21 protein-coding genes are annotated in these 22053 nt (G+C 69.8%); 4 read left to right on the top strand and 17 right to left on the bottom strand.

Translation table 11 applies throughout. The features are described 5' to 3' along the window. Positions 1–22: 22 nt before the first annotated feature. From phoB to pstS, 6 genes are all read right to left on the bottom strand, one after another. On the bottom strand, positions 23–742 hold the full coding sequence (gene phoB, locus A9O67_RS09490) for a phosphate regulon transcriptional regulator PhoB (RefSeq protein ID WP_068609532.1): 720 nt from the start codon (positions 740–742) through the stop codon (positions 23–25). Beyond that, positions 739–1440 carry a phosphate signaling complex protein PhoU gene (gene phoU / locus A9O67_RS09485; protein ID WP_068609970.1) on the bottom strand — a complete coding sequence of 234 codons (702 nt, stop codon included), beginning with the start codon at positions 1438–1440 and terminating at the stop codon, positions 739–741. Before phoU ends, phoB begins: the two co-directional genes overlap by 4 nt. Next, on the bottom strand, positions 1440–2258 hold the full coding sequence (gene pstB, locus A9O67_RS09480; protein ID WP_068609968.1) for a phosphate ABC transporter ATP-binding protein PstB: 819 nt from the start codon (positions 2256–2258) through the stop codon (positions 1440–1442). Before pstB ends, phoU begins: the two co-directional genes overlap by 1 nt. Before the next feature lie 49 nt (positions 2259–2307). Then, the gene (pstA, locus tag A9O67_RS09475) at positions 2308–3162 is read right to left on the bottom strand and encodes a phosphate ABC transporter permease PstA (protein ID WP_068609530.1); all 855 of its coding nucleotides are present in this window, start codon (positions 3160–3162) and stop codon (positions 2308–2310) included. A gap of 1 nt (position 3163) precedes the next feature. Further along, positions 3164–4147, bottom strand: coding sequence for a phosphate ABC transporter permease subunit PstC (pstC, locus tag A9O67_RS09470; protein ID WP_231960296.1), 984 nt, complete (start codon positions 4145–4147; stop codon positions 3164–3166). 98 nt (positions 4148–4245) lie between these two features. Then, positions 4246–5283 (bottom strand): phosphate ABC transporter substrate-binding protein PstS, encoded by a 1038-nt coding sequence (gene pstS / locus A9O67_RS09465; protein ID WP_068609523.1) that lies wholly within the window; start codon positions 5281–5283, stop codon positions 4246–4248. A 141-nt stretch (positions 5284–5424) separates the two neighbouring features. On the opposite strand from pstS, the gene A9O67_RS09460 reads away from it, so the two are divergent. Further along, the gene (locus A9O67_RS09460; RefSeq protein WP_068609966.1) at positions 5425–6909 is read left to right on the top strand and encodes a Ppx/GppA phosphatase family protein; all 1485 of its coding nucleotides are present in this window, start codon (positions 5425–5427) and stop codon (positions 6907–6909) included. Positions 6910–6960: 51 nt separating this feature from the next. On the opposite strand, the gene A9O67_RS09455 is transcribed toward A9O67_RS09460, so the two are convergent. The 4 genes from A9O67_RS09455 to A9O67_RS09440 all read right to left on the bottom strand — a co-directional run bounded on the left by A9O67_RS09455 (position 6961) and on the right by A9O67_RS09440 (position 11436). Then, complete coding sequence (locus A9O67_RS09455) at positions 6961–7434, bottom strand: SixA phosphatase family protein (RefSeq protein WP_068609522.1); 474 nt, start codon at positions 7432–7434, stop codon at positions 6961–6963. A gap of 5 nt (positions 7435–7439) precedes the next feature. Beyond that, on the bottom strand, positions 7440–9527 hold the full coding sequence (gene ppk1 / locus A9O67_RS09450) for a polyphosphate kinase 1 (RefSeq protein WP_068609521.1): 2088 nt from the start codon (positions 9525–9527) through the stop codon (positions 7440–7442). A gap of 128 nt (positions 9528–9655) precedes the next feature. After that, positions 9656–10579 (bottom strand): UDP-2,3-diacylglucosamine diphosphatase, encoded by a 924-nt coding sequence (locus A9O67_RS09445; RefSeq protein ID WP_082955482.1) that lies wholly within the window; start codon positions 10577–10579, stop codon positions 9656–9658. After that, complete coding sequence (locus A9O67_RS09440; RefSeq protein ID WP_068609519.1) at positions 10579–11436, bottom strand: GNAT family N-acetyltransferase; 858 nt, start codon at positions 11434–11436, stop codon at positions 10579–10581. Before A9O67_RS09440 ends, A9O67_RS09445 begins: the two co-directional genes overlap by 1 nt. A gap of 172 nt (positions 11437–11608) precedes the next feature. On the opposite strand from A9O67_RS09440, the gene lplT reads away from it, so the two are divergent. Beyond that, the gene (lplT, locus tag A9O67_RS09435; RefSeq protein ID WP_068609965.1) at positions 11609–12856 is read left to right on the top strand and encodes a lysophospholipid transporter LplT; all 1248 of its coding nucleotides are present in this window, start codon (positions 11609–11611) and stop codon (positions 12854–12856) included. Here the strand turns inward: lplT and A9O67_RS09430 are convergent. Further along, complete coding sequence (locus A9O67_RS09430) at positions 12810–14060, bottom strand: glycosyltransferase family 4 protein (protein WP_068609517.1); 1251 nt, start codon at positions 14058–14060, stop codon at positions 12810–12812. The genes lplT and A9O67_RS09430 overlap by 47 nt on opposite strands. 171 nt (positions 14061–14231) lie before the next feature. On the opposite strand from A9O67_RS09430, the gene A9O67_RS09425 reads away from it, so the two are divergent. Then, the gene (locus tag A9O67_RS09425) at positions 14232–14843 is read left to right on the top strand and encodes a hypothetical protein (RefSeq protein WP_231960294.1); all 612 of its coding nucleotides are present in this window, start codon (positions 14232–14234) and stop codon (positions 14841–14843) included. A gap of 72 nt (positions 14844–14915) precedes the next feature. On the opposite strand, the gene A9O67_RS09420 is transcribed toward A9O67_RS09425, so the two are convergent. Then, the gene (locus A9O67_RS09420; protein WP_068609515.1) at positions 14916–16595 is read right to left on the bottom strand and encodes an aminotransferase class III-fold pyridoxal phosphate-dependent enzyme; all 1680 of its coding nucleotides are present in this window, start codon (positions 16593–16595) and stop codon (positions 14916–14918) included. A gap of 61 nt (positions 16596–16656) precedes the next feature. On the opposite strand from A9O67_RS09420, the gene asd reads away from it, so the two are divergent. Continuing rightward, positions 16657–17541, top strand: coding sequence for an archaetidylserine decarboxylase (gene asd, locus A9O67_RS09415; protein ID WP_231960292.1), 885 nt, complete (start codon positions 16657–16659; stop codon positions 17539–17541). An 87-nt stretch (positions 17542–17628) separates the two neighbouring features. On the opposite strand, the gene otnI is transcribed toward asd, so the two are convergent. Genes otnI through A9O67_RS09390 form a run of 5 tightly spaced genes read right to left on the bottom strand, consistent with a single transcriptional unit; the run spans position 17629 to position 22041 of the window. Beyond that, on the bottom strand, positions 17629–18417 hold the full coding sequence (gene otnI, locus A9O67_RS09410) for a 2-oxo-tetronate isomerase (protein ID WP_068609513.1): 789 nt from the start codon (positions 18415–18417) through the stop codon (positions 17629–17631). Positions 18418–18429: 12 nt separating this feature from the next. After that, positions 18430–19101 (bottom strand): class II aldolase/adducin family protein, encoded by a 672-nt coding sequence (locus A9O67_RS09405; RefSeq protein WP_068609511.1) that lies wholly within the window; start codon positions 19099–19101, stop codon positions 18430–18432. Further along, positions 19101–20360, bottom strand: a complete 1260-nt coding sequence (gene otnK, locus A9O67_RS09400) for a 3-oxo-tetronate kinase (RefSeq protein WP_068609509.1) — start codon at positions 20358–20360, stop codon at positions 19101–19103. Before otnK ends, A9O67_RS09405 begins: the two co-directional genes overlap by 1 nt. After that, a complete protein-coding gene (gene ltnD / locus A9O67_RS09395; RefSeq protein WP_068609507.1) occupies positions 20357–21256 on the bottom strand; it encodes an L-threonate dehydrogenase in 900 nt (299 codons plus the stop codon). The genes otnK and ltnD overlap by 4 nt, the downstream gene beginning before the upstream one ends. Next, the gene (locus tag A9O67_RS09390; RefSeq protein WP_156682288.1) at positions 21253–22041 is read right to left on the bottom strand and encodes a FadR/GntR family transcriptional regulator; all 789 of its coding nucleotides are present in this window, start codon (positions 22039–22041) and stop codon (positions 21253–21255) included. Before A9O67_RS09390 ends, ltnD begins: the two co-directional genes overlap by 4 nt. Positions 22042–22053 lie beyond the last annotated feature (12 nt).

Below are 22053 nucleotides of genomic sequence, written 5' to 3'. Positions count from 1 at the left end.
ACCGGACGATGGCGCGGCGGCATCACGCCGAGCGGGCGTCGGCGACCGATTCCAGCGCGCGCGGCGAGAAGCGATAGCCCGCCCCGCGCACCGTCTCGATCAGCGCACCGGCCACCCCGAGCGCCTCGCGCAGGCGCTTGATGTGCACATCCACCGTGCGCTCCTCGATAAACACATGGTCACCCCAAATGCGGTCGAGCAGCGCGGCCCGCGTGTGGACCCGCTCGGGGTGCTTCATCAGGAAATGCAACAGGCGAAACTCGGTGGGTCCGAGTTTGAGCTCCCGTCCCTCGAAGGACACGCGGTGGGCGGCGGCGTCCAGCATCAGCCCACCTGCCTGCACGGTGTCGTTGACCGCTTCCGGCGCGCGGCGGCGCAACACCGCGCGGATGCGCGCGAGCAGCTCCTGCGTGGAAAAGGGCTTGGTGATGTAGTCATCGGCGCCGGCATCCAGCCCCTGGACCTTGTCGGACTCCTCGGAGCGGGCGGTGAGCATAATGATGGGCACCGCCTTGGAGCGCTCGTGGGCGCGCCACTGCCGGGCCAGTTGCACCCCGCTCTGGCCCGGCAGCATCCAGTCCAGCAGGATGACGTCCGGCAGCACGGCATCGACCTCGCGCTGGGCAGCGTCGGCGTCGAAGACGACGATGGGCGAGAACCCGTTGTGCCGCAGGTTCACCGCAATCAGTTCCGCGATCGAGGGCTCGTCCTCGACCACCAGCACGCGGGGCAGCTTCCTCATTTGAGGGCGGACTCGCGCTGTTCCGGCGTGGCGTGCCGGATGTCCTTGCCCATGGCCACGTAGACCGCGGCCTCGGCGATGTTCTTCGCGTGGTCGCCCACGCGCTCGACCGCCTTGGCCAGGAACATCAGCCCCAGACACGGGGTGATCATGCGCGGGTCTTCCATCATGTAGGTGATCAGCTTGCGCACGAAGCCCTCGTACACCACGTCGAGGCGGTTGTCCTCGTCGATGACCTTGATCGCCGCCTGCACATCCAGCCGGGCAAAGGCGTCGAGCGTGGCGCGAATCGACTCGGCCGCCATCTTCGCGGCGTTGACCAGATCGTCGATGGGCAGCGCGCGCGGGGCACCGGCGTCGATGAAGTCCTTGGTCAGGCGTGCGATGCGCGCGGCCTCGTCGCCAGCGCGCTCCAGGTTGACGATGACGCGCGAGACGCCCACCAGCAGGCGCAGATCGCGCGCGGTGGGCTGGCGGCGGCTCATCACCGAGGTGATGTCGCGGTCGATCTCGACCTCGAGCCGGTTGACGCGCTCCTCCAGCTCCAGCACCTGCTGCGTGGCCGGCAGGTCGAGCTGATAGAGGGCATAGATGGCATGGCGAAGCTGCGACTCCACCACGCCCCCCATCTCGAGCACGCGGGTCGAGATGCGGTTGAGTTCCTCGTCGAACTGGCTGGACAGGTGTTTTTCCATGATCAGCCGAACCTCCCGGTGATGTAGTCCTCGGTTTCCGTGCGCTTGGGCTTGACGAAGATTTGCTCCGTCTCGCCAAACTCGATCAACTCGCCCAGGTACATGTAGGCGGTGTAGTCGCTGCAGCGCGCGGCCTGCTGCATGTTGTGGGTGACGATGGCGATCGTGTACTCGGTCTTGAGCTCGTGGATCAGCTCTTCGATCTTGCCGGTGGAGATGGGGTCCAGCGCCGAGGTCGGCTCGTCGAGCAGCACCACCGAGGGCTTGACCGCCACGCTGCGCGCGATGCACAGACGCTGCTGCTGGCCGCCCGACAGCGACATGCCGTTTTGGTGCAGCTTGTCCTTGACCTCGTTCCACAGGGCCGCCTTGGTCAGCGCCCACTCGACGCGGTCGTCCATGTCGGACTTGGACAGCTTTTCGTACAGACGCACGCCAAAGGCGATGTTCTCGTAAATCGTCATCGGAAACGGCGTGGGCTTTTGGAACACCATGCCGATGCGCGCGCGCAGCAGGTTCAGGTCCGTGTCGGGGTCGAGGATGTTGCGGCCGTCGAAGCGGATTTCGCCCTCGGCACGCTGCCCCGGATACAGGCTGTACATGCGGTTGAGCGTGCGCAGCAGCGTGGACTTGCCGCAGCCCGAGGGGCCGATGAAGGCCGTCACGCGGCGCTCGGGGATGTCCAGCGAGACGTTCTTGAGCCCCTGGAACTGACCGTAATAGAAATTGAGGTTGCGGATCTCGATCGCGTTGCGCTCGGGCGCGGCCGAGGCCGCCCGGTTCTCGCCGAGTGCCGCTGCGGTGGAAATGGAGGCGGTCATGGTGGAATGTTCCTGCGTATCCTGCGAATCCTGGGAATGGGTCATCGGCTCACTTGGGCGCGCGCTCGCGGAAGTAGACGCGCGCCAGGATGTTGAGCAGCAGCACGGCGAGCGTGATCAGCAGCGCCCCGCCCCACGCCAGGCGGATCCAGTTGTCGTACGGGCTCATGGCGAACTGGAAGATGACCACCGGCAGGTTGGCCATGGGCTTGCCCATGTCGGTGCTGAAGAACTGGTTGTTGAGGGCCGTGAACAACAGCGGCGCGGTCTCGCCGCTGATGCGTGCGACGGCCAGCAGCACGCCGGTGATGACGCCGCTCTTGGCCGCCCGCAGCGTCACCATGATCGCCACCTTCCAGCGCGGCGCCCCCAGGGCGAAGGCCGCCTCGCGCAGGCTGCCCGGCACCAGGCGCAGCATGTTCTCGGTGGTGCGCACCACCACCGGCACGGCGATCAGCGACAGCGCCAGGCTGCCCGCATAGCCCGAGAAGTTGCCCACGGTGGCCACCGCGATGGCATAGACGAACAGCCCCAGCACGATGGATGGCGCCGACAGCATGATGTCGGTGACGAAGCGCGTCAACGACGCGGTCCGGCTGGTGTCGCCGTACTCCGCGAGGTAGACGCCGGCCAGGATGCCGATAGGCGTGGAGACCAGCACCGTGAGCCCGACGATCATCAGGCTGCCGACGATGGCGTTGCGCAGGCCGCCCCCTTCGGTGCCCGGGGCCGGCGTGTCTTTGGTGAAGATGTTGCCGTCGATCGCGGCGATGCCGTTGGAGAACAGCACGTACAGGATCCACAGCAGCACGGTCAGGCCCAGGGCCATGGCCGCCATGGACAACGTCAGGCCGATGGCGTTGGAGAGCCGGCGGCGGGCGTAGAGTCGATCGTTCATTGCCATGTCAGAGCCCCTTGGCTTTCTCGGCGCGCAGGATCATCAGCTTGGCCAGCGACAGCACCACGAAGGTGATGAGGAACAGCAGCAACCCCAGCGCGAACAGCGTCGAGAGGTGGAAGTCGGCCGCCTCGGCGAACTCGTTGGCCAGCGTCGAGGCGATGGACGTCCCCGGCGAGAACAGCGAGTTGGGCAGGCGGTTGGCATTGCCGATCACGAACGTCACCGCCATCGTCTCGCCCAGCGCACGCCCCAGCCCCAGCATCACCCCGCCGATCACCCCCTTTTGCGTGTACGGCAACACGATGCGCCGCACCACCTCCCAGGTGGTGCAGCCCAGGCCATAGGCGGACTCGCGCAGGATGCCGGGCACGATCTCGAACACATCGCGCATGACGGCGGCGATGAAGGGCAGGATCATGAACGCCAGGATGATGCCAGCGGCCAGGATGCCCAGGCCGGTGGGAGCGCCGCCGAACAGCCAGCCGATCAGCGGCATCCCCCCGAGCACGTCCTGCAACGGCACCTGCACGTAGTCCGCGAACAGCGGGGCGAACACGAACAGGCCGAACATGCCGTAGATGATGGAGGGTACCGCGGCGAGCAGCTCCACCGCGGTGCCGAGCGGCCGCCGCAGCCAGACCGGGCACGTCTCGGTCAGGAACAGCGCGATGCCAAAGGCCAGCGGCATGGCCAACAGCAGCGCGATGCCCGCGCTGATCAGCGTGCCGACGATGGCGATGGCGGCCCCGAACTCCTCGTTGATGATGTCCCACTCGACATACCAGATGAAGCCCACGCCAAACTTCTGGAAGGTGGGCCACGCCTTGATCATCAGGGACACGATGATGCCCAGCAGCGCCGCCAACACCAGCAGCGAGAAGGCCTGGGTCAGGCGGTGGAAGATGGCGTCCTGCCAGCGCTGACGGCGGGCGATCGCCGCCACGCGCGACGCCTGGGCCGCATCGGAGACTTCGGAAAGAGGGGTCATGGGGATGTCCACGTTCATCGACCAGAGACTCCGCAGAATATCCAACAAAAACCCGTCGGCGCTCAGGAGCCGCCGACGGGCGATCGGTCATCCACCCATCACTTGGTGTTGATCTGCGACCACACCTTGCTGCGGATTTCGGCGGTCAGCTTGTCGGGCAGCGGGACATACTCCAGGTCCAGCGCCATTTGCTTGCCGTTCTTGAACGCCCAGTCGAAGAACTTGAGCACTTCGGCGCTCTCGGCCTTGTTGGTGGGCTCCTTGTACATCAGGATGAACGAGGCCGTGACCACGGGGTAGGCGTTGTCGCCCGGCTGGTTGACCAGCGAGATGCCCATGCCCGGCACGCTGAACCAGTCGGCGCCGGCCGCGGCCGCCGCAAACGTCGTGTCGTCCGGCATCACATACTTGCCGTTGCGGTTTTGCAACTGCATGACCGGAATGTTGTTCTTCTTGGCGTAAGCGTATTCCACGTAGCCGATGGAGCCCTTGATGCGCGAGACGTTGGCCGCCACCCCTTCGTTGCCCTTGCCGCCCACCGAGGTCGGCGCGGGCCACTTGACGGCCGCCCCCTTGCCCACCGTGTCCGCCCATTCCTTGCTGACGGCGCTCAGATAATCGGTCCAGTTGAAGGTGGTGCCCGAGCCGTCGGCGCGGTGCACGACGGTGATGGCCAAGTCGGGCAGGTTCTTGCCCGGGTTCAGCGCGGCGATCTTGGGATCGTTCCACTTGCTGATCTTGCCCATGAACATCTCGGCCAGCACGGGACCGGTGATGCGCAGCTCGCCCTTGCCGAAGCCGTCCAGGTTGAACACGGGCACCGTGCCACCGATGATGGCGGGGAACTGCACCATGCCGTCGCGCTCCAGCTCGTTGCCCGGCACGGGGGCGTCGGAAGCACCGAAGGCCACCGTCTTGGCGCGAATCTGGCGAATACCGCCCGAGGATCCGATGGACTGGTAGTTCAGGCCGGTGCCGGTGACCTTCTTGTACTCTTCCGCCCACTTGGCGTAGATCGGGAACGGGAAGGTCGCGCCCGCGCCGGTGATGTCGGCGGCCATGGCGGCGGAGCCCCAGCCCAGGGTGACGGAAGCCACGGCGACGGCGGCGACGGTCTTGAGGAATTGGCGTTTCATGCGGATCCTTTCGTGGTGTGCATCAACACGATCGGGACTGTAGTGACGCTTTGTGACGGTTCTGTGACATCCGTGCGGCGCGGCACCGCGGCGCCGTCACGGGGGTTTGGTATGCTGCGGGCCGACGACTGGAAGCCCTGCATGCAAGACGGAACCCTGCTGGCCGCGCTGGACCTCGGCTCGAACAGCTTTCGCCTGGAAATCGGCCGCTACCATGGCGGCCACATCGAACGCGTCGAGTACCTGAAAGAGACGGTACGCCTAGGCGCGGGCCTGGACGAGCACAAGACGCTGAGTCTGGTGGCGATGGAGCGCGGCTGGGAATGTCTGGCGCGCTTTGCCGAGAAGCTGCGCCCGTTCGAGCGCCGGCAGGTGCGCGCGGTGGCCACCCAGACGCTGCGCGAGGCGCGCAACCGCGACGATTTTCTGGGCCGGGCGCAGGCGATTCTGGGCTTTCCCATCGACGTCATCGCCGGCCACGAGGAGGCGCGGCTGATCTATCAAGGCGTGTCGCACCTGCTGCCGCAGTCGGACGAACGCCGCCTGGTGGTGGACATCGGCGGCCGCTCGACCGAGGTGATCCTGGGCCAGGGCTACAGCCCGCAGCGCATGGAGTCCTACGGCCTGGGCAGTGTGGCGTGGTCGACGCGGTATTTTCCCGGCGGGCGGGTGAGCGAGGCGGCATTGCGCCGGGCCGTCGTCGCGGCCAAGGCCGTGGTGGACGAGGCGCTGGACGTCTTTGCGCCGGGGAGTTGGGACGCGGTGTACGCCTCCTCCGGCACGGCGGGGGCGCTGGCCGACATTCTGGCGCTGGCCGGCTTTGCGCCAGGGGTGATCACGCGCGAGGGGATCGACTGGGTGGCCGACCGGCTGGTGCGCGCGGGCCACGTGGACGAGGTGCGGCTGGAAGGGCTGAAAGACGACCGCCGACCGGTGCTGGCCGGGGGCCTGAGCGTGCTGCTCGCGCTGTTCGAACTGTTCGACTGGACCGTGGTCAACCGCGCCCAAGGCGCGCTGCGCCAGGGCGCCCTGTACGACCTGATCGACCGGGCGTCGGACCAGACGGACGTGCGCGAGCGCACCGTGCGCTGGCTGGCGCAGAAGTTTGCTGTCGATACGGCGCAAGCCGAGCGCGTGCGCCGCGTGGCCACCGGTCTGTTCGAGCAGGTGGCCACGCCCGATCCGCGCAACGGCCGCTATTCCCAAAAACTGGCATGGGCGGCGCGGCTGCACGAGATCGGCGCGCACATCTCCCACACCAGCGCCCACCGCCATGGGGCGTACATCCTGGACCATGTGGATGCGCCGGGTTTTTCGCTGCCCGAACTGCACCGCATGAGCCTGCTGGTGCTGGGGCAGCGGGGCAAACTGCGCAAGCTGGAGCCCCACTTTGGCGACGAGCTGTTCGTCAAGCAGTTGCTGTGCCTGCGCCTGGCGGTGCTGCTGTGCCACGCGCGCAAAGATCCGGACGTCGCGGCACTGCGGCTGCAGTATGCCTCGCGGCAGTTCCGGCTCACCACGGTGCCCGGATGGGCCCGGCAGTACCCGCAGTCCGCGTGGCTGCTGCAGGAAGAAGCCGACGCCTGGGGCAAGACCGCATGGCGGCTGACGGTGGACCTGCGCTAAATCAGCCGGTGCGCTGACCGCGCTTGCCGAGCTGGCCGCGGGTGCAGCGCCTCAGAGCAGTTCCGGCGACTGCACGCACAGCAGCACGGTTTGCCAGCCCTGGTGGCGTTCGCGGCGGCGCAGCCACCAGACCGCGCCCTTGCGGATCGAGCATTCGCCGCTTTCGATACCCAGCAACCCCGCCACGACGCGGCCCAGGGTTGGCTGGTGCCCCACCACCAGGGCCGGGTGGCGCGCATCGGGCCACTGCACCACGTTCAGCAGCCCCTGCGGCGTGCCGTCGGGGGCCAGCTCATGCCGGACGCGGTAACGCCGCCCGAGCGCCAGCACCGTCTGCTCCGTGCGCACGGCGGGGCTGGACCAGATGCGGGTGCCCTCCGGCAGCTGGCGGTCGAGCCATGCCGCCATGCGCGCGGCCTGCTTCTCGCCCTTCGGCGTCAGACGGCGCGACAGGTCGTCACCCCCGCCCTCGTCGGTTTCGTCCAGGTCCTCGGCTTCGGCGTGTCGCCACAAAATCAGGTCCATCCGGTTCACCCTTTGGTGCCGTAGCGGCCCATCAAGCTGGCCTGCGCCGACGGCAGACCGCTGCCGCGCGCGGGCTTGGCCGCCAGGGACGCGGCCTTGACGTAGTTCCCGTCAGGCTGCAGCAGCCAGGCGTCGCGCTGATCGGCCAGATACAAATGCAGGCACTCGTCCATGATGCGGGCGCGCAGATGCGGATCGGTCACCGGCCAGGCCAGCTCGACCCGACGCAACATGTTGCGGTTCATCCAGTCGGCGCTGGACAGCCACAGCTCCTCCTCGTCACCGCAACGGAAGTAAAACACCCGCGAATGTTCGAGAAAACGCCCGATCACCGAGCGGATGCGCACGTTGTCGGTGTGGCCGGGCACCCCTGCGGGCAGGATGCACGCGCCGCGCACGATCGCCTCCACCTGCACACCGGCCTGGGAGGCGGCCACCAGCGCCCGCGCGAGCGGCTCGTCCGTCAGGGCGTTCATCTTGAGGACGATCTGCGCGGGCCGGCCCGCCTTGGCCGCGGCAATGGCGGCATCGATGCGCTCCAACATCCCTTTGTGCAGATGGAACGGCGCCATGAGCACCTTCTGCAACCGCGGCAGCCGGTTCTGGCTGGCCAAATGGCCGAAGATGTGGTCGACGTCGGCGGTCAGCGCCTCGTCGGCGGTGAGGTAGCTGAGGTCGGTGTAGACCTTGGCCGTGCCGGGGTTGTAGTTGCCGGTGGAGACGTGGGCATAGCGCACGATGCGCCCGTCCTCGCGCCGGGTGACGAGCAGCATCTTGGCATGCGTCTTGAGGCCGACGATGCCATAGACCACTTGTGCGCCGACCGACTCCAGCCGCTCGGCGTGGTTGATGTTGGCCTCCTCGTCGAAGCGGGCTTTGAGCTCCACCACCGCGGTGACTTCCTTGCCGCGGCGCACCGCCTCGCGCAGCAGCTCGGTCATTTCGCCGCGCGAGCCGGTGCGATAGATGGTTTGCTTGATGGCGAGCACTTGAGGGTCTTCCACCGCCTCGCGCAGGAAGGCCAGCACCGCGTCGAAGCTCTCGAACGGCTGGTGGATGAGCACATCCCCCTGCTTGAGCCGTTCGAAGAACGACTGCCCCGGCACCAGCGCCACCGGCCAGCCGGGCGTAAAGCGCTCGAAGCGCAGCGCCGGGGCGTCGATCAGGTCCACCAACTGGTTGAGGCGCACCAGGTTCACCGGACCCGCCACGCGGTAGAGGCTCTCGGGCGGCAGATTGAATTGCTCGAGCAAAAAGCCCGCCAAAAAGTCGGAGCAACCGGCAGACACCTCCAGCCGCAGCGCCTGGCCGTAGTGGCGCTGCTGCAGGCCCAGCCGCAGCGCGGTGCGCAGGTTTTTGACCTCTTCCTCGTCCACGGCCAGGTCGGAGTGGCGCGTGACGCGAAACTGCGAGAACTCCAGCACCGTCCGCCCCGGGAACAGATCGGCCAGATGGGAGCGCACGATGCTGGAGATGGAGACGAAATGCAGCTGCTTGGAGCCCTTGACCCCCGGCATCGGCACGAAACGCTTGAGCGCCCGCGGCACCTTGACGATGGCGATCTCGTTTTCGCGCCCGAAGGCGTCGCGCCCGCCCAGCCGCACGATGAAGTTGAGCGACTTGTTGGCCACCTGGGGGAAGGGGTGGGACGGATCCAGTCCCACCGGCAGCAGCAGCGGCTGCACCTCGTTGACGAAGTACTCGCGCACCCAGCGGCGCTGGCGGGGGTTGCGCTCGCCGTGCGAGATGATGCGGATGCCGCGCTTTTCCAGCGCGGGCAGCAGCTCGTCGTTGTAGATCGCGTACTGGCGTTCCACCAGGGCGTGCACCCGTTCGGTCAGGGCGCGGTAGGTATCGACCGTGGCGGCCCCCCGCTGCTCGTTGGTCAGGCGGGCCGTGTGGTGCGGCGCGAAGCGGACCTCGAAAAACTCATCCAGGTTGGACGACACGATGGCCAGGTAGCGCAGCCGCTCCAGCAGCGGGACGTCGGCGCGGCAGGCCCAGTCGAGCACGCGCTCGTTGAAGGCGAGGATGCTCTGGTCGCGATCGAGAAAAACGTGGCGGTGGACGGAGTTCAAGGCAGCGTGGGTCATGGTCGAGGACAGGGGGCGTGACCGGGACGCCCAGGTACACGGTTCAGCCTACCATTATTTCCACTCTGCGCGTCGATTTGATGACAACTCGATGACGCTCACCGCACCGTGCGGGCTCGGTGACCGGCTCAGGCGCGCGCACGGTGGACCGCGGCCCCGGCCGTGACGGGGACGGCCACCCGCTCCTGCGCCCAGTGGACGATCTCCAGTCGGCCATCGGCGTGTTCGACCAGGGCGCTGAGGCTCTCCACCCAATCCCCGTCGTTGCAGTACAGCACACCGTCGATGACACGCATCTCCGGCCGGTGGATGTGGCCGCAGACGACGCCGTCCAGCCCGCGGCGGCGCGCCTCGTGCGCCAGCGCCTCCTCGAAGCGGGTGATGAAGCTGACCGCCGACTTGACACGGTGCTTGAGGTACTGCGACAGGGACCAGTAGGGCAACCCCATGCGGGCGCGCCAGGAGTTGACATGGCGATTCAGGCGCAGCGCCCACTCGTACAGGGTGTCCCCCAAGTAAGCCAGCCATTTGGCGTACTGGATCACGCCGTCGTACAAATCGCCGTGCGTCACCCACAGGCGGCGGCCGTCGGCGGTCTCGTGCACGGCTTCTTCCACCACGCCCACCCCGCCGAAGGGGTGCCCGACGAACTCGCGCACGAACTCGTCGTGGTTGCCGGGGATGAACACCACCTGGCAGCCCTTGCGCGCGCGGCGCAGGATCTTCTGCACGACGTCGTTGTGGCTCTGCGGCCAGTACCAGCGCCGGCGCAGCTGCCAGCCGTCGATGATGTCGCCGACCAGGTACAGCCGGTCGCTCGGGTGCGCCTTGAGGAACGCCAGCAGCGCCTTGGCCTGGCAGCCCGGCGTGCCCAGGTGCAGGTCCGAGATGAACACCGCGCGCAGCCGCTCTCGCCCCTCGGCGGGATGGTCGTCCTCGTCGGGTTCGATCCAGCCCCCGTCCCGCGCCGCGGCCACCCCGCTCGGCCGGGCACCGCCCGCCGCGTCCGGCCACCGGGCCGTCCGTCCTGCCACAGAGTCGCTGCGCAGCATCAGGCCCCCAGCAGGTGGCGCCGGTAGCGCGACGGCAGGTCCGCCAGCCGCATCATCATCGGCAGGTCGGCGGTGTTGAAGTCCGGGTCCCAGGCCGGCGCGCCCAGCACCCTGGCGCCCAGCCGCAGGTAGCCCTTGACCAGCGCCGGCGGCTCCACCGGCAGCGTGTCGTCCAGCTCGTGCACCGGCAGCGGCAGCCGCGGCGTGACGTGGAACTCCACCGGCGCCAGATGGCGCTCGCGCACCTGGCGCCAGATGCTGGCCGCGGCATGGCCGCCGCCGGCCATGCCGTGCGGGCCCTCGTAGTGCATCGGGATGCTGGCGCAGCCGATCATCACGTCCAGCCGGTTGCGCACCATGAAGTCCGCCAGCGCCCCCCACAGCGCCATGATGACGCCGCCGTGGCGGTGCTGCGGGTGCACGCAGGAGCGGCCCAGCTCCACCATCTGCTCGCGCAGCGCGCGCAGGCGCGTCAGGTCGAACTCGGTGTCGCTGTAGAAGCAGCCGACGCGCTTGGCCTGCGCAGGGGTCAGCACGCGGTAGGTGCCGATCACCTCACCGGTGTCGGCCTCGCGCACCAGCAGGTGCTCGCAGTAGTCGTCGAACAGGTCGATGTCGTGACCTGGCAGCGGCGTGCGCAGGCGCGCGCCCATCTCCTCGGCGAACACCGCGTACCTCAGGCGCTGGGCGGCGCGCACGTCGTCGAGGTGGCGCGCCCACGCCACCTCCAGGCGCGCAGCGGGCGCAGCGGCAGCGTCGGCCGCGCGCGCTGGAAGCAACCTCCCGGCCGTGCGGCCCGGGGTCTGGCCCCCAACCAGGGTGGACAGGTGCAGCGTGGGCGTCGGAAGCTCTTTCATCGGGCGTCATCTCCGCTTGGGGTGGCGGGCGGCGCCGCGGCCGCCCACGGCTGGGCATTCTGGGCGGCGGGCGTGACGCGGGCTTGGCGGTTCCGTGTCAGCGGCATGACATCGCACGCGGCCGGGCCGGCTTCACGCGCGTGTCATGCAGCGGCGCCAGACTTGCGGCCCCATGCCGGCGGGTTTTTTCTGGTTGCTGGCGGCGCAGTTCCTCTCGGGGCTGGCCGACCACGCGGTGCTGATCGTCGCGATCGCCTATCTGCAGGAGCAGCGCCACCCGCTGTGGTGGGCCCCGCTGCTGAAGTTCGCCTTCACGTGGAGCTACGTGCTGCTGGCGCCGGTGGCCGGCGCCTGGGCCGACGCGGTGCGCAAGAACGTGCTGATGGGGCGCATGAACGCGCTGAAGGCGCTGGCGGTGGCCGGGCTCGTGGCCGGCGCGCACCCGCTGGCGGCGTTCGCGCTGCTGGGGCTGGCCGCGGCGCTGTACGCGCCGGCCAAGTACGGCTGGATCACCGAATCGACGCCGGGGCGCGATCTGGTGGCGGCCAACGGCTGGGTGGAGGTGTCGGTGGTGCTGTCGGTGCTGCTCGGCACGGCGCTGGGCGGCTGGTGGGTGTCACCGGCCTGGCAGGCGCCGCAGGCGCAGGCGTGGCTGGGGCTGGACGGTTGGCTGCCGGCCACGGCGCTGCTGCCGGCGTTCGCGGCGGTGCTGGCGCTCTATGCCCTGGCGGCGTGGTGCAACCGCCACATCCCGTCGCGGCCGGCGCGGCGCGCGCTGCCGCTGCGCGACTGGCCGGCACTGTGGCCGCGCTTCTGGCGCGACAACGCGCGGCTGTGGCGCGACCCGCTCGGCGGGCTGTCGCTGGCGGTGACGACGTGGTTCTGGGGCTTCGGCGCGCTGATGCAGATCGCCGTGCTGCGCTGGGCCGAGCTGCGGCTGGACCTGCCGCTGTCGCAGGCAGCCTACCTGCAGGCCACCGTGGCGCTGGGCGTGGTGGCCGGCGCGGTGTGGGTGGCGCGGCGGGTGGAGCTGCGCCGCGCCTGGCGCGTGCTGCCGCTGGGCATCGTGCTGGGCGCGCTGCTGGCGCTGGCCGTGCACACGCGCGAGCTGGAGCTCGCGGTACTCGGGCTGCTGGTCATCGGCGCGCTGGGCGGGATGCTGGTGGTGCCGATGAACGCGCTGCTGCAATACCGCGGACACCGGCTGCTGCAGCCGGGGCAGTCGATCGCCATCCAGGGCTTCAACGAGAACGCCAGCGTCCTCGTCATGCTGGGGGCGCTCGCCCTGGCGATGCGCGCCGACTGGCCGCTGGTGCCGCTGCTGTCGGCGCTCGGGTTGACGATGGCGCTGGGGCTGGCGCTGCTGTGGGGCCTCACGCGCCGGTTGCGGGCAGACCGTCCCACCACGGCGACGACTTGACCACCGCCGGCCCGGCCGCGTGCGCCGCCAGCAGCCGCAGCCAGATCGACTCCACCTGCTCGACGATGCGCCCCCAACCGAGGTGCTGCACCGCGTGCACCGCGCCGGCGCGCAGCCGCTGCAGCAGCGCCTCATCCCCGGCCACCGTGCGCGCCAGCTGGAGGTAGGCGTCCGCATCCCCCACCGGCGCCAGCAGGCCGCTGTCGCCGTGGCGCACCACCTCGGCCGCGGCGGCGTAGTCGAACGCCAGCACCGGCAGCCCGCTGGCCAGCGCCTCCAGCGTCACGTTGCCGAAGGTCTCGGTCAGGCTCGGGAAGGCCAGCAGGTCGCCGTTGGCGTAGGCCTGCGCCAGCGCCTCGCCGGTGAGCGCCCCCAGCAGCACCGCCTGCGGGCAGCGCTGCGCCAGCCAGGCGCGCTGCGGCCCGTCGCCGACCACCACCAGCCGCCAGCCCGGCTGCACCGCGCGCATCGCATCGTACGCCGCCGCCAGCAGCTCCAGGTTCTTCTCCGGCGCCAGGCGGCCGACGTACAGCAGCACGCGCTCGCCCGGCTGCACGCCCCACACCGCGCGCAGCGCCGGGTTGCGCAGCGCTGGCGTGAAGCGGTCCACGTCCACGCCGCGCTGCACGACGATCAGCCGCTCGAAGCCCGCAGCGCGCAGATGCTGGCGCAGGCCGTCGGTCGGCACCAGCGTGCAGTCCGCCAGGTTGTGGAAGCGCCGCAGGTAGGCCTGCACCGAGCGGCGCAGCCAGCCGACGCCGTAGTGCTCGCTGTAGGCGTCGAAGTTGGTGCGAAAATCCGAGCTGACCGGCAGCTGAAGCTTGCGCGCGGTGCGCAGCGCCGACCAGCCCAGCGGACCTTCGGTGGCGATGTGCACGATGTCCGGGCGGCGGCGCATCCACAGCGCCTGCAGCGCGCGCTGCGCCGGCAGCCCCATGCGCAGCTGCGGGTAGCGCGGGATCGGCAGGCCCCGCGTCAGCACCTGCTCCAGCCCCAGGCGGCTGCCGTCGCGGTCCCAGGCGTCGGCCGCCTGGCGCGGCCGCACCACCTGCACGTCGTGGTCGCGCAGCTGCAGCCCGCGCACCAGCCGCTCCACCGTGGTGGCCACGCCGTTGACCTCGGGCGGGAAGGTTTCGGTGACCACCGAGACGCGCAGCAGCGCACGGCGGGGCGGAAAGCTCTCGATCATCAGGCGCGCATCCATGGCCGGCGAGCTTGGCCGCGGCGTGCGACAGCCGTGTGACAGACCCCGGCGCGGCCGTGGACGTCACCGTGGCGTCACACGATGTCGCGACCATGACGCCCGCCGGAGCCGCCGCGGCGACGCGCGGCCCCGTACCCCCTCCTGCCCTTTCCCCCTCGACGAGGACACCCGATGATGCTGCAACGCTTTCTGCACACCCTGCGCGAGCAGCGCTGGGACGACCACCGCTACTACCACCAGAGCCGCATCAACCAGACGCTGCACCTGATCAGCGCGATCAGCTTCGTGGTCGCCTACGTCTGGCTGTTCCAGGACCCCGCCACCGCGGCGCTGATCGCCTGGGGCATCTCGATGGTGACGCGCCAGTCGGGGCACTTCTTCTTCGAGCCGAAGGGCTACGACCCCATCAACCAGGTGACGCACGAGTACAAGGAGGCGGTCAAGGTCGGCTACAACCTCAGGCGCAAGGTGGTGCTGATGACGGTGTGGGCGGCCTCGCCGCTGCTGCTGGTGTGGGATCCGACGGCGTTCGGCTGGCTGGAGCCGCACGAGGATTGGCGCGGCTTCTGGCACAACGTCGGCTGGCTGTGGTTCGCGATCGGCGTCGGCGGGCTGCTGGTGCGCGTGCTGCAGCTGTGGGTGGAGAAGGACCTCTACACCGGCATCGTCTGGGTGACGAAGATCCTCACCGACCCGTTCCACGACATCAAGCTGTACCACCGCGCGCCGCTGTACCTGCTGCGCGGCCAGCTGCTCGACCCGGGTCACCCGCGCGCCGGCTGACGGCGCGGCGCCACTCCCCCCGCAGGTGGCGCGGGCGGGCCGGGTCACCCGGGTCGGCGCGGCAGCCCCGCTTCAGGCCGCCGCCCGATCCCGCCGCTGCGCCTGCCACCAGGCCTGCAGGGTCTCGCGCAGCAGGCCGCGGCGCAGCCGCCGGGCCCACGCCTCGGGCGGCAGCGCCTCGTCGCGCCACCACCAGCCGTCGGCCTGCATGCGCCGGCAGGCGGCCAGAAACCGCTGCAGCGCCTCCTCGAACGCCGCCTCCTCCAGCGCGATCGGAAAGATCAGCCGCCCGGTGCCGACCCAGCTCAGCGCCAGCCCGGCATCGCGCAGGTAGTACTGCAGCAGCCAGTGGTAGCGCCCCGGCTGGGTGTAGAGCACCGTCCAGATCGACGACAGCGCCGCCACCCGCACCGGCACGCCCTCGGTCTGCAGCGCCGCGTTGAAGCGCCGCTCGCGCGCACGCCAGCGCTCGTCTAGCCCGTCGTAGGCGGCGCGCACCTCCGGGCGTTCCAGCGCGCGCAGGAAGGCGTTCATCGCCCCCATCACGTACGGATGGGCGTTGAAGGTGCCGCGCGCGAAGCACAGATCCGCCGGGCGCTCGGGGCGGAAGCGCTCCATCCAGCGCCGCTTGCCGCACACCACGCCGACCGGCAGGCCGCCGCCGAGCGTCTTGCCGTAGCAGACCAGGTCGGCCTGCACGCCGAAGTACGCCTGCGCGCCACCCGGCGCCAGCCGAAAGCCGACGAACACCTCGTCGAAGATCAGCGCGATGCCGGCCTCGGTGCAGACCTCGCGCAGGCGCTGCAGCCAGCGCGCGTAGGCGTCGCGGTCGAAGCTCGCCGCGCGCGTGCGGCCGACCAGCGTGGAGTCGCTGGGGGCGGCGCGGTTGGGGTGCAGCGCCTGCAGCGGGTTGACCAGCACGCAGGCGATGTCGCGCCGCGTGCGCAGCACCTCGAGCGTCGCCTCGCTCAGGTCCGCCAGCGTGTAGGTCTCGCGCGGCGGCAGCGGGTTGCCGGGGCCGGGCTGCACGTCCTCCCACCAGCCGTGGTAGGCACCCGCAAAGCGCACCACGTGGCGCCGCCCGGTGTGGTAGCGCGCCAGCCGCACGGCCTGCATCACCGCCTCGGTGCCGGACATGTGAAACGTCACGTCGTCCATGCCGCTCAGGGCCTTCAGCCGCGCGACGTTGTCGGCCACGCACGGGTGCAGGCCGCCCAGCACCGGCCCCAGCGCCGCGCCGAGGCGCGCGCCCTCCTCCATCGTGCCCTTGTAGAAGTCCAGCCCCAGCACGTTGACGCCGTAGGAGCCGGTCAGGTCGAGGAAGCGATTGCCGTCGAGGTCGATCAACCACGGGCCGTCGCTGCGCGCCCAGAAGGCGCCGACCGGCAGCTCGCGCGCCAGCTCCGCGAACGGGTACGGCACGCGGTAGCGCCCGGTCAGGCGCAGGTCGGGCATGCCGTCACGCGCCTGGGCGGTCAGCGCCAGCGTCTGCGGCGCGGCGGCGCGCAGCCGCTGCGACAGCGCCTGCCAGCCCTGCAGCCGCGCCTGCAGGACCTCGGCCGGCGCGCCGTCCAGCGCGAACGCCTGCGGCGCCTGCAGCGCGTAGCCGGGCAGCCAGCGCGCCACGCGCTTGGCCATGCGCTGGTGCCCGGCGAGCGACGGGTGCTTGGCGCGCGACAGGCGCAGCCGCCGCCAGCCCCACGGCGCGGCCGCCAGCGCGGCGGCGGCCCCCAACCAGACGGGTTCGAGCATCGGTGTCACCATTCCTTCAACGGGTTCGGCGACAGTTGTACGCATGGCCTTTGACACGCCCGTGAAACCCGAACCCACGCCGGCCGGCTGGCGCGCCTGGCGCGACCGCGTGCTGCAGCACGAGCCGCTCAACTTTGCGCTGACCAACCACGTGCCGCGCGTGGCCCTCACCCTGCTGATGGGGCGGCTGAGCCGCATCGACAGCCCCGCCTTCACGCGGCTGGCGCTGGCGGTATGGCGGCTGTTCGCCGACCTGGACCTCAGCGACGCCGCCCCGGCCGATTACCGCAGCCTGCGCGACGTCTTCACGCGCGCGCTGCGCGACGGCGCGCGCCCCTTCGACCCCGACCCGGACGTGCTGTGCAGCCCGTGCGACGCCATCGTCGGCGCCTGCGGCGACGTGCACGGCACCACCGTCTGGCAGGCCAAGGGCATGCCGTACCGGCTGGAGGACCTGATCGGTCCCGAGGCCGCCGCCGTGCACGCCAACGGGCGCTTCGTCACGCTGCGGCTGACCTCGACGATGTACCACCGCTTCCACGCCCCGGCGGACCTGCACGTGCGGCGCGTGCGCTACGTCAGCGGCGACGTCTTCAACGTCAACCCCCCGGCGCTGCGGCGCATCCCGGCGCTGTTCTGCCGCAACGAGCGCGCGCTGATCGAGGCGACGCTACCGGACGGCAGCCCGATCGCGCTGGTGCCGGTGGCGGCGATCCTGGTGGCCAGCATCCGGCTGCACTTCCTCGACGTCACGCTGCACCTGCGCTGGCGCGGCCCGCACGAGCTGCCGTGCGACGCGCGCCTGAGCTGCGGGCAGGAGATGGGCTGGTTCGAGCACGGCTCCACCATCATCCTGTTCGTGCCGGCGCACTGGCGGCTGGCCGACGGCATCGAGCCGGGCCGCACGATCCGCGCCGGGCAGGCGCTGTGGCGGCGGGAGGCTTGAAACGGATCGGTCAGACGCAGCGCCCGCCGTCGACCTCCAGGCAAACCACCGCCCCTTGGCCGCAGTGCCTCGCGCTGGTCGCTGGCGTCAGGACTGAACGTCTTTGTACGGTGCGAACCAGCCCAGCCCGGCCGAGGTCGCGCCGCGCGGACGGTATTCACACCCGATGTACCCGTCGTAGCCCAGCGCGTCGATCTCGTCGAACAGCCAGCGGTAATTGACTTCGCCGGTATCCGGCTCGTGCCGGTGCGGCACGCCTGCGATCTGCAGATGGCCGACGCCGGTCAGATGGCGTTGGAGCCGCATCAGAAGGTCGCCCTCCATGATCTGGCAGTGGTAGAGGTCCATCTGCACCTTCAGGTTGGTGGCGCCGACTTCGGCCACCACCTCGTGGGCCTGTTGCTGAAAGTTCAGGAAATAGCCCGGCATGTCCCGGGTGTTGATCGGTTCGATCAACGCGGTGATGCCATGGGGCGCCAGCTGTTGCGCCGCGTGGCGCAGGTTGGCCACGTAGGTGCGCCGCATCGCGTCGCGGTCGGCGCCTTCCGGCACCCGACCCGCCATCACATGCAGACGCCGGCAACCCGTGGCCAGGGCGTACCGGAGCGCCTGCTGCACGCTCTCGGCAAACTCGGCTTCGCGACCGGGCAACGCCGCCACGCCCCGCTCGCCCGCCGCCCAGTCGCCGGGGGGCAGATTGAACAAGGCCTGGGTGAGACCATGCTCGCGCAGCCGCCGCGCGATCTCTTCGGCGGGGTACTCGTAGGGAAACAGGTACTCGACCGCCCGGAAACCGTCCGCCGCCGCCGCGGCAAAACGGTCCAGGAAGTCGTGCTCCGTGTACATCATCGACAGATTGGCGGCAAAGCGGGGCATGGTCGGATTCGGTCACCAGCGCGCGCCAAAGTGGCGGCGCAGTTCATCGATCTGGGCGTCCGTCAACGGCGCCGGCTTGGGGTGGCACATCAGCCACAGGCGGGCGGTTTCTTCGAGTTCCTCCAGCGTCGCCATGGCCTGCGCGGGGCTCTCGCCCCACACATTCGGGCCCAGGCGATCGAGCATCACGGCCCGCAACGGCGTACCCCGCTGCGCGGCTGTGTGGATGGCTTGCGCCACCCGTTCGGCCACGGCCGGATCGCCCGGGCGGTGATAGGGGATGAGGGGGACATGCCCCACTTTCATCACGTAATACGGTGTGAGCGGGGGCAGGATGTCATCCGCACTCCACACACCGCACAGGGTAAGGGCCACCAAATGGGTGGAGTGGGTATGCAAAACACAGCGCGCCTCGGGCACGGCGTCATAGATCCGCCGGTGCAAGGCCAAGGTCTTGCTGGCACGCTCGCCACTGCGCTGCTCACCCCGGGCATCGACCCAGGCCAGTTCCTCGGGCGCCAAAAATCCCAGGCAGGCATCGGTGGGCGTGATCAAGAATCCGCCGCCCTGCGACTCGTCCAGCCGCACGCTGATGTTGCCCGCGGTGGCATGGACATAGCCCCGCTCGAACAGCGAGCGGCCGATGCGGCAGATTTCGTGGCGCTGGGCGTCCTGGCTGGTCATCACGCCACCTGCGCCAAGGCCTTGGCAAAAAAATCGACGCCGCCGAAGTTGCCCGACTTCAGCGCCAGCAACAGCGGACGGCCCTCGGCGTGTGTCCAGGGCACCCCCGGATCGATGGGCGCGCCGATGCGCAACTGCCGCACCCCGAGCGCCTGCACCACGGCGCCCGAGGTTTCACCGCCCGCCACCACGAGGCGGCGCACACCGGCATCGACCAAACCCTGCGCAATCGTGGCAAGGCATTGCTCCACCATTGCGCCCGCGCGCTCTGCCCCCAGCTCCGATTGGATGGCCCGCACTTCATTGGGCCGCGCCGTGGTGTACACCAGCACCGGCCCGTCGAGCAGCCGATCGCGCGCCCACGCCAGCGCCTCGGCCGCGGCGGGGCGGCCTTGCGCGAGCGCGTGCGGATCGATTCGCAGGGCGGGCCGGCCCGCTTCGATCCAGTGTTGCACCTGCGCATTGGTCGCGTCCGAGCACGAGCCCGACAGCACGGCCGCCGCGCCGCCCACGGTGGGCAATGCTGCGGCCTGCGCATCGGGCCGGATCCAGCCCCGGGCCTGGTAAACCGCGGGCAGCCCCAAGGCCACGCCCGAACCGGCCGTGATCAGGGGCAGCTCGGCGCAGGCCGCGGCCAGGGTGCGCAGGTCGTCGTTGTCGATGGCGTCGGCCACCGCCAGACGCACCCCCTCGGCGCGCAACTGGGCAAAGCGGGCCCGCACGGCCTCCACGCCCTGCCCCACGGTGTCGTAGCGCACTAGGCCCACCCTGCCCCGCGACTGTGCTTGCAGCACGGCGACCAGGTTCGCATCCGTCATCGGTGTGAGCGGGTGGTGGCGCATGCCCGACTCGCTCAGCAGTTGGTCCCCCACGAACAGATGCCCGCGAAAGACCGTGCGGCCGTTCTCGGGGAAAGCCGGACAGGCGATGGCGAAGTCGCTGTTCAGTGCTTCCAGCAGGGCCTCCGCCACCGGACCGATGTTGCCAGCCGGGGTGGAGTCGAAGGTGGAGCAGTACTTGAAATAAAACTGCCGGGCGCCGGCGGCCTGCAGCCAGCGCAGCGCGGCGAGCGACTCGGCCACGGCCTGCGGGGCCGGCACGGTCCGCGACTTCAGCGCCACCACGATGGCATCGGCTTGCGGCGGCGGACCTTCCGGCACGCCGATGACCTGTACCGTCCGCATGCCCGCCCGCACCAGCATGCTGGCCACATCCGTGGCGCCGGTGAAATCGTCGGCGATGACTCCCAGCACCGTCATGCCACGGCGCCCTTCGGCAGTTCGATGCCCGGGAAGATCTTGATCACTGCGCTGTCGTCCTCCCCCCCATGGCCGGCGGCCGCGGCCTGCAGATACATCTGGTGGGCAGCGGCCGCAAGCGGCAGCGGCATCGTGAACTGGCGCGCGGCATCGAGCACGATGCCCAGATCCTTCACGAAGATGTTGACGGCCGACAGCGGCCGGTAGTCGCCCGCGAGGATGTGGGGAACGCGATTCTGGAACATCCAACTCATGCCGGCGGAGTTGCAGATCACCTCGTACAACTGCGCCGGATCGGCCCCAGCACGCATCCCCAAGGCCATGGCTTCGGCGGCGGCGGCGATGTGCACGCCGGCCAAGTGCTGGTTCACCATCTTCACCGTCGAGCCGATACCGGGCTCATCGCCCAGGCGATAAACCTTGCCAGCCAGAGCCTGGAGCACATCGCCAGCGGCCTCAAAGGCTTCCCGGCTGCCCGACGCCATCACCGTCATCTGGCCTTGCGCTGCCTTGGCCGCGCCACCCGAAACCGGGCCGTCGATCAGCCACACACCGCGCTCGCGCAGCCGCGCCGCCCATTGCGGCGGCAGGGAGGGATCCACCGTGGCCGAGGCCACCACGACGGAGCCCGGTTTCAGGTGTTCGGCGACCGCCCCAGTGCCAAACAACACGTCTTCGGTCTGCGCGGCATTGACCACCAGCGTGAGCACCACATCGCACTGCGTGGCCAGTTCAGCGGGACTTGCCGCGACGCGACCGCCCTCCTGGGCAAAGGCCGCGCACGCTTCGGGACGCACGTCATAACCCCAGGTGGGTACGCCCTTGCGATGGGCCGAGAGCGCCGCGCCCAGCCCCATGGAGCCAAGGCCGATCACACCAAGGGTTCTGGACGTCATGCCAGCGATTCCTTTCGCGGGTCGCCACGCGGCACGAGCGCTTCGCTCAGTGCCGCGCGCACCGACGCATCGGCCTCTTCGATGCGTCGGGCCGCACGCAACATGTGGGTGGTGGCTGCCTGCCGGGCCCGCTCGGGGTCGTGGGCCGCGATGGCGTGGGCAATCTCGCGGTGCTCGCCCCGGACTTGCTCCATGAAGTCTGCATGCATGGCCTCGTTGGCCCGCGTGACGGTCATGGCATCGCGTTGGTACTGCTCCAGAAAGCCCAGCAGCCGGGTGAACTGTGGGTTGTGGGTGGCCGCCGCCACCGTGCGATGAAAATGCAGATCTTCCTCGACGCCATCGCCCCCGGCTTCCACGGCGGCATCGATGGCCGCCAGCGCGGACCAAATGCGCTGCACCTCGGCGTCGTCGGCACGCTGAGCCGCCAAGGCCGCGACTTCCCCCTCCAGCGCCCGCCGCACTTCGACGATTTGCACCACCGCTTTCAGCGAATGCAGCACGGCCGGATCGAACGTCAGTGCCTTGGCCCGCGACTGCGGAGCGACGAAAACACCGGACCCCTGGCGCGACACGAGCAGGCCCGTCGACTTGAGGCGGCTGACCGCCTCCCGCACCACGGTGCGCGAGACGCCATGCCGCTCCGCGAGTTCCTGTTCCGTGGGCAAGCGGTCCAGAGGGCGCAGTTCGCCCCGCTCGATGCGAGCTTGCAACAACTCCGCCAACCGGTCCGACAGGCGATGGGGCGCCAGCAGCGTCTCGGCAGGAACGGGCTGTCGGTTCATCAGGTCATCATA

Origin of the sequence: Tepidimonas fonticaldi (genome assembly GCF_001675355.1) — a bacterium.
GTDB classification, from domain to species: domain Bacteria; phylum Pseudomonadota; class Gammaproteobacteria; order Burkholderiales; family Burkholderiaceae_C; genus Tepidimonas; species Tepidimonas fonticaldi.
Note: the sequence above shows the minus strand (reverse complement) of the source record. Positions and strands in the feature narration are given on the sequence as shown.

Excerpts from the sequence above, each read along its gene's own strand:
- phoB (WP_068609532.1), bottom strand. The coding sequence starts at position 742 with ATGAGGAAGCTGCCCCGCGTGCTGGTGGTCGAGGACGAGCCCTCGATC.
- pstB (WP_068609968.1), bottom strand. The coding sequence starts at position 2,258 with ATGACCGCCTCCATTTCCACCGCAGCGGCACTCGGCGAGAACCGGGCG.
- pstA (WP_068609530.1), bottom strand. The coding sequence starts at position 3,162 with ATGGCAATGAACGATCGACTCTACGCCCGCCGCCGGCTCTCCAACGCC.
- pstC (WP_231960296.1), bottom strand. The coding sequence starts at position 4,147 with ATGACCCCTCTTTCCGAAGTCTCCGATGCGGCCCAGGCGTCGCGCGTG.
- pstS (WP_068609523.1), bottom strand. The coding sequence starts at position 5,283 with ATGAAACGCCAATTCCTCAAGACCGTCGCCGCCGTCGCCGTGGCTTCC.
- A9O67_RS09460 (WP_068609966.1), top strand. The coding sequence starts at position 5,425 with ATGCAAGACGGAACCCTGCTGGCCGCGCTGGACCTCGGCTCGAACAGC.
- A9O67_RS09455 (WP_068609522.1), bottom strand. The coding sequence starts at position 7,434 with ATGGACCTGATTTTGTGGCGACACGCCGAAGCCGAGGACCTGGACGAA.
- ppk1 (WP_068609521.1), bottom strand. The coding sequence starts at position 9,527 with ATGACCCACGCTGCCTTGAACTCCGTCCACCGCCACGTTTTTCTCGAT.
- A9O67_RS09445 (WP_082955482.1), bottom strand. The coding sequence starts at position 10,579 with ATGCTGCGCAGCGACTCTGTGGCAGGACGGACGGCCCGGTGGCCGGAC.
- A9O67_RS09440 (WP_068609519.1), bottom strand. The coding sequence starts at position 11,436 with ATGAAAGAGCTTCCGACGCCCACGCTGCACCTGTCCACCCTGGTTGGG.
- lplT (WP_068609965.1), top strand. The coding sequence starts at position 11,609 with ATGCCGGCGGGTTTTTTCTGGTTGCTGGCGGCGCAGTTCCTCTCGGGG.
- A9O67_RS09430 (WP_068609517.1), bottom strand. The coding sequence starts at position 14,060 with ATGGATGCGCGCCTGATGATCGAGAGCTTTCCGCCCCGCCGTGCGCTG.
- A9O67_RS09425 (WP_231960294.1), top strand. The coding sequence starts at position 14,232 with ATGATGCTGCAACGCTTTCTGCACACCCTGCGCGAGCAGCGCTGGGAC.
- A9O67_RS09420 (WP_068609515.1), bottom strand. The coding sequence starts at position 16,595 with ATGCTCGAACCCGTCTGGTTGGGGGCCGCCGCCGCGCTGGCGGCCGCG.
- otnI (WP_068609513.1), bottom strand. The coding sequence starts at position 18,417 with ATGCCCCGCTTTGCCGCCAATCTGTCGATGATGTACACGGAGCACGAC.
- A9O67_RS09405 (WP_068609511.1), bottom strand. The coding sequence starts at position 19,101 with ATGACCAGCCAGGACGCCCAGCGCCACGAAATCTGCCGCATCGGCCGC.
- otnK (WP_068609509.1), bottom strand. The coding sequence starts at position 20,360 with ATGACGGTGCTGGGAGTCATCGCCGACGATTTCACCGGCGCCACGGAT.
- ltnD (WP_068609507.1), bottom strand. The coding sequence starts at position 21,256 with ATGACGTCCAGAACCCTTGGTGTGATCGGCCTTGGCTCCATGGGGCTG.
- A9O67_RS09390 (WP_156682288.1), bottom strand. The coding sequence starts at position 22,041 with ATGAACCGACAGCCCGTTCCTGCCGAGACGCTGCTGGCGCCCCATCGC.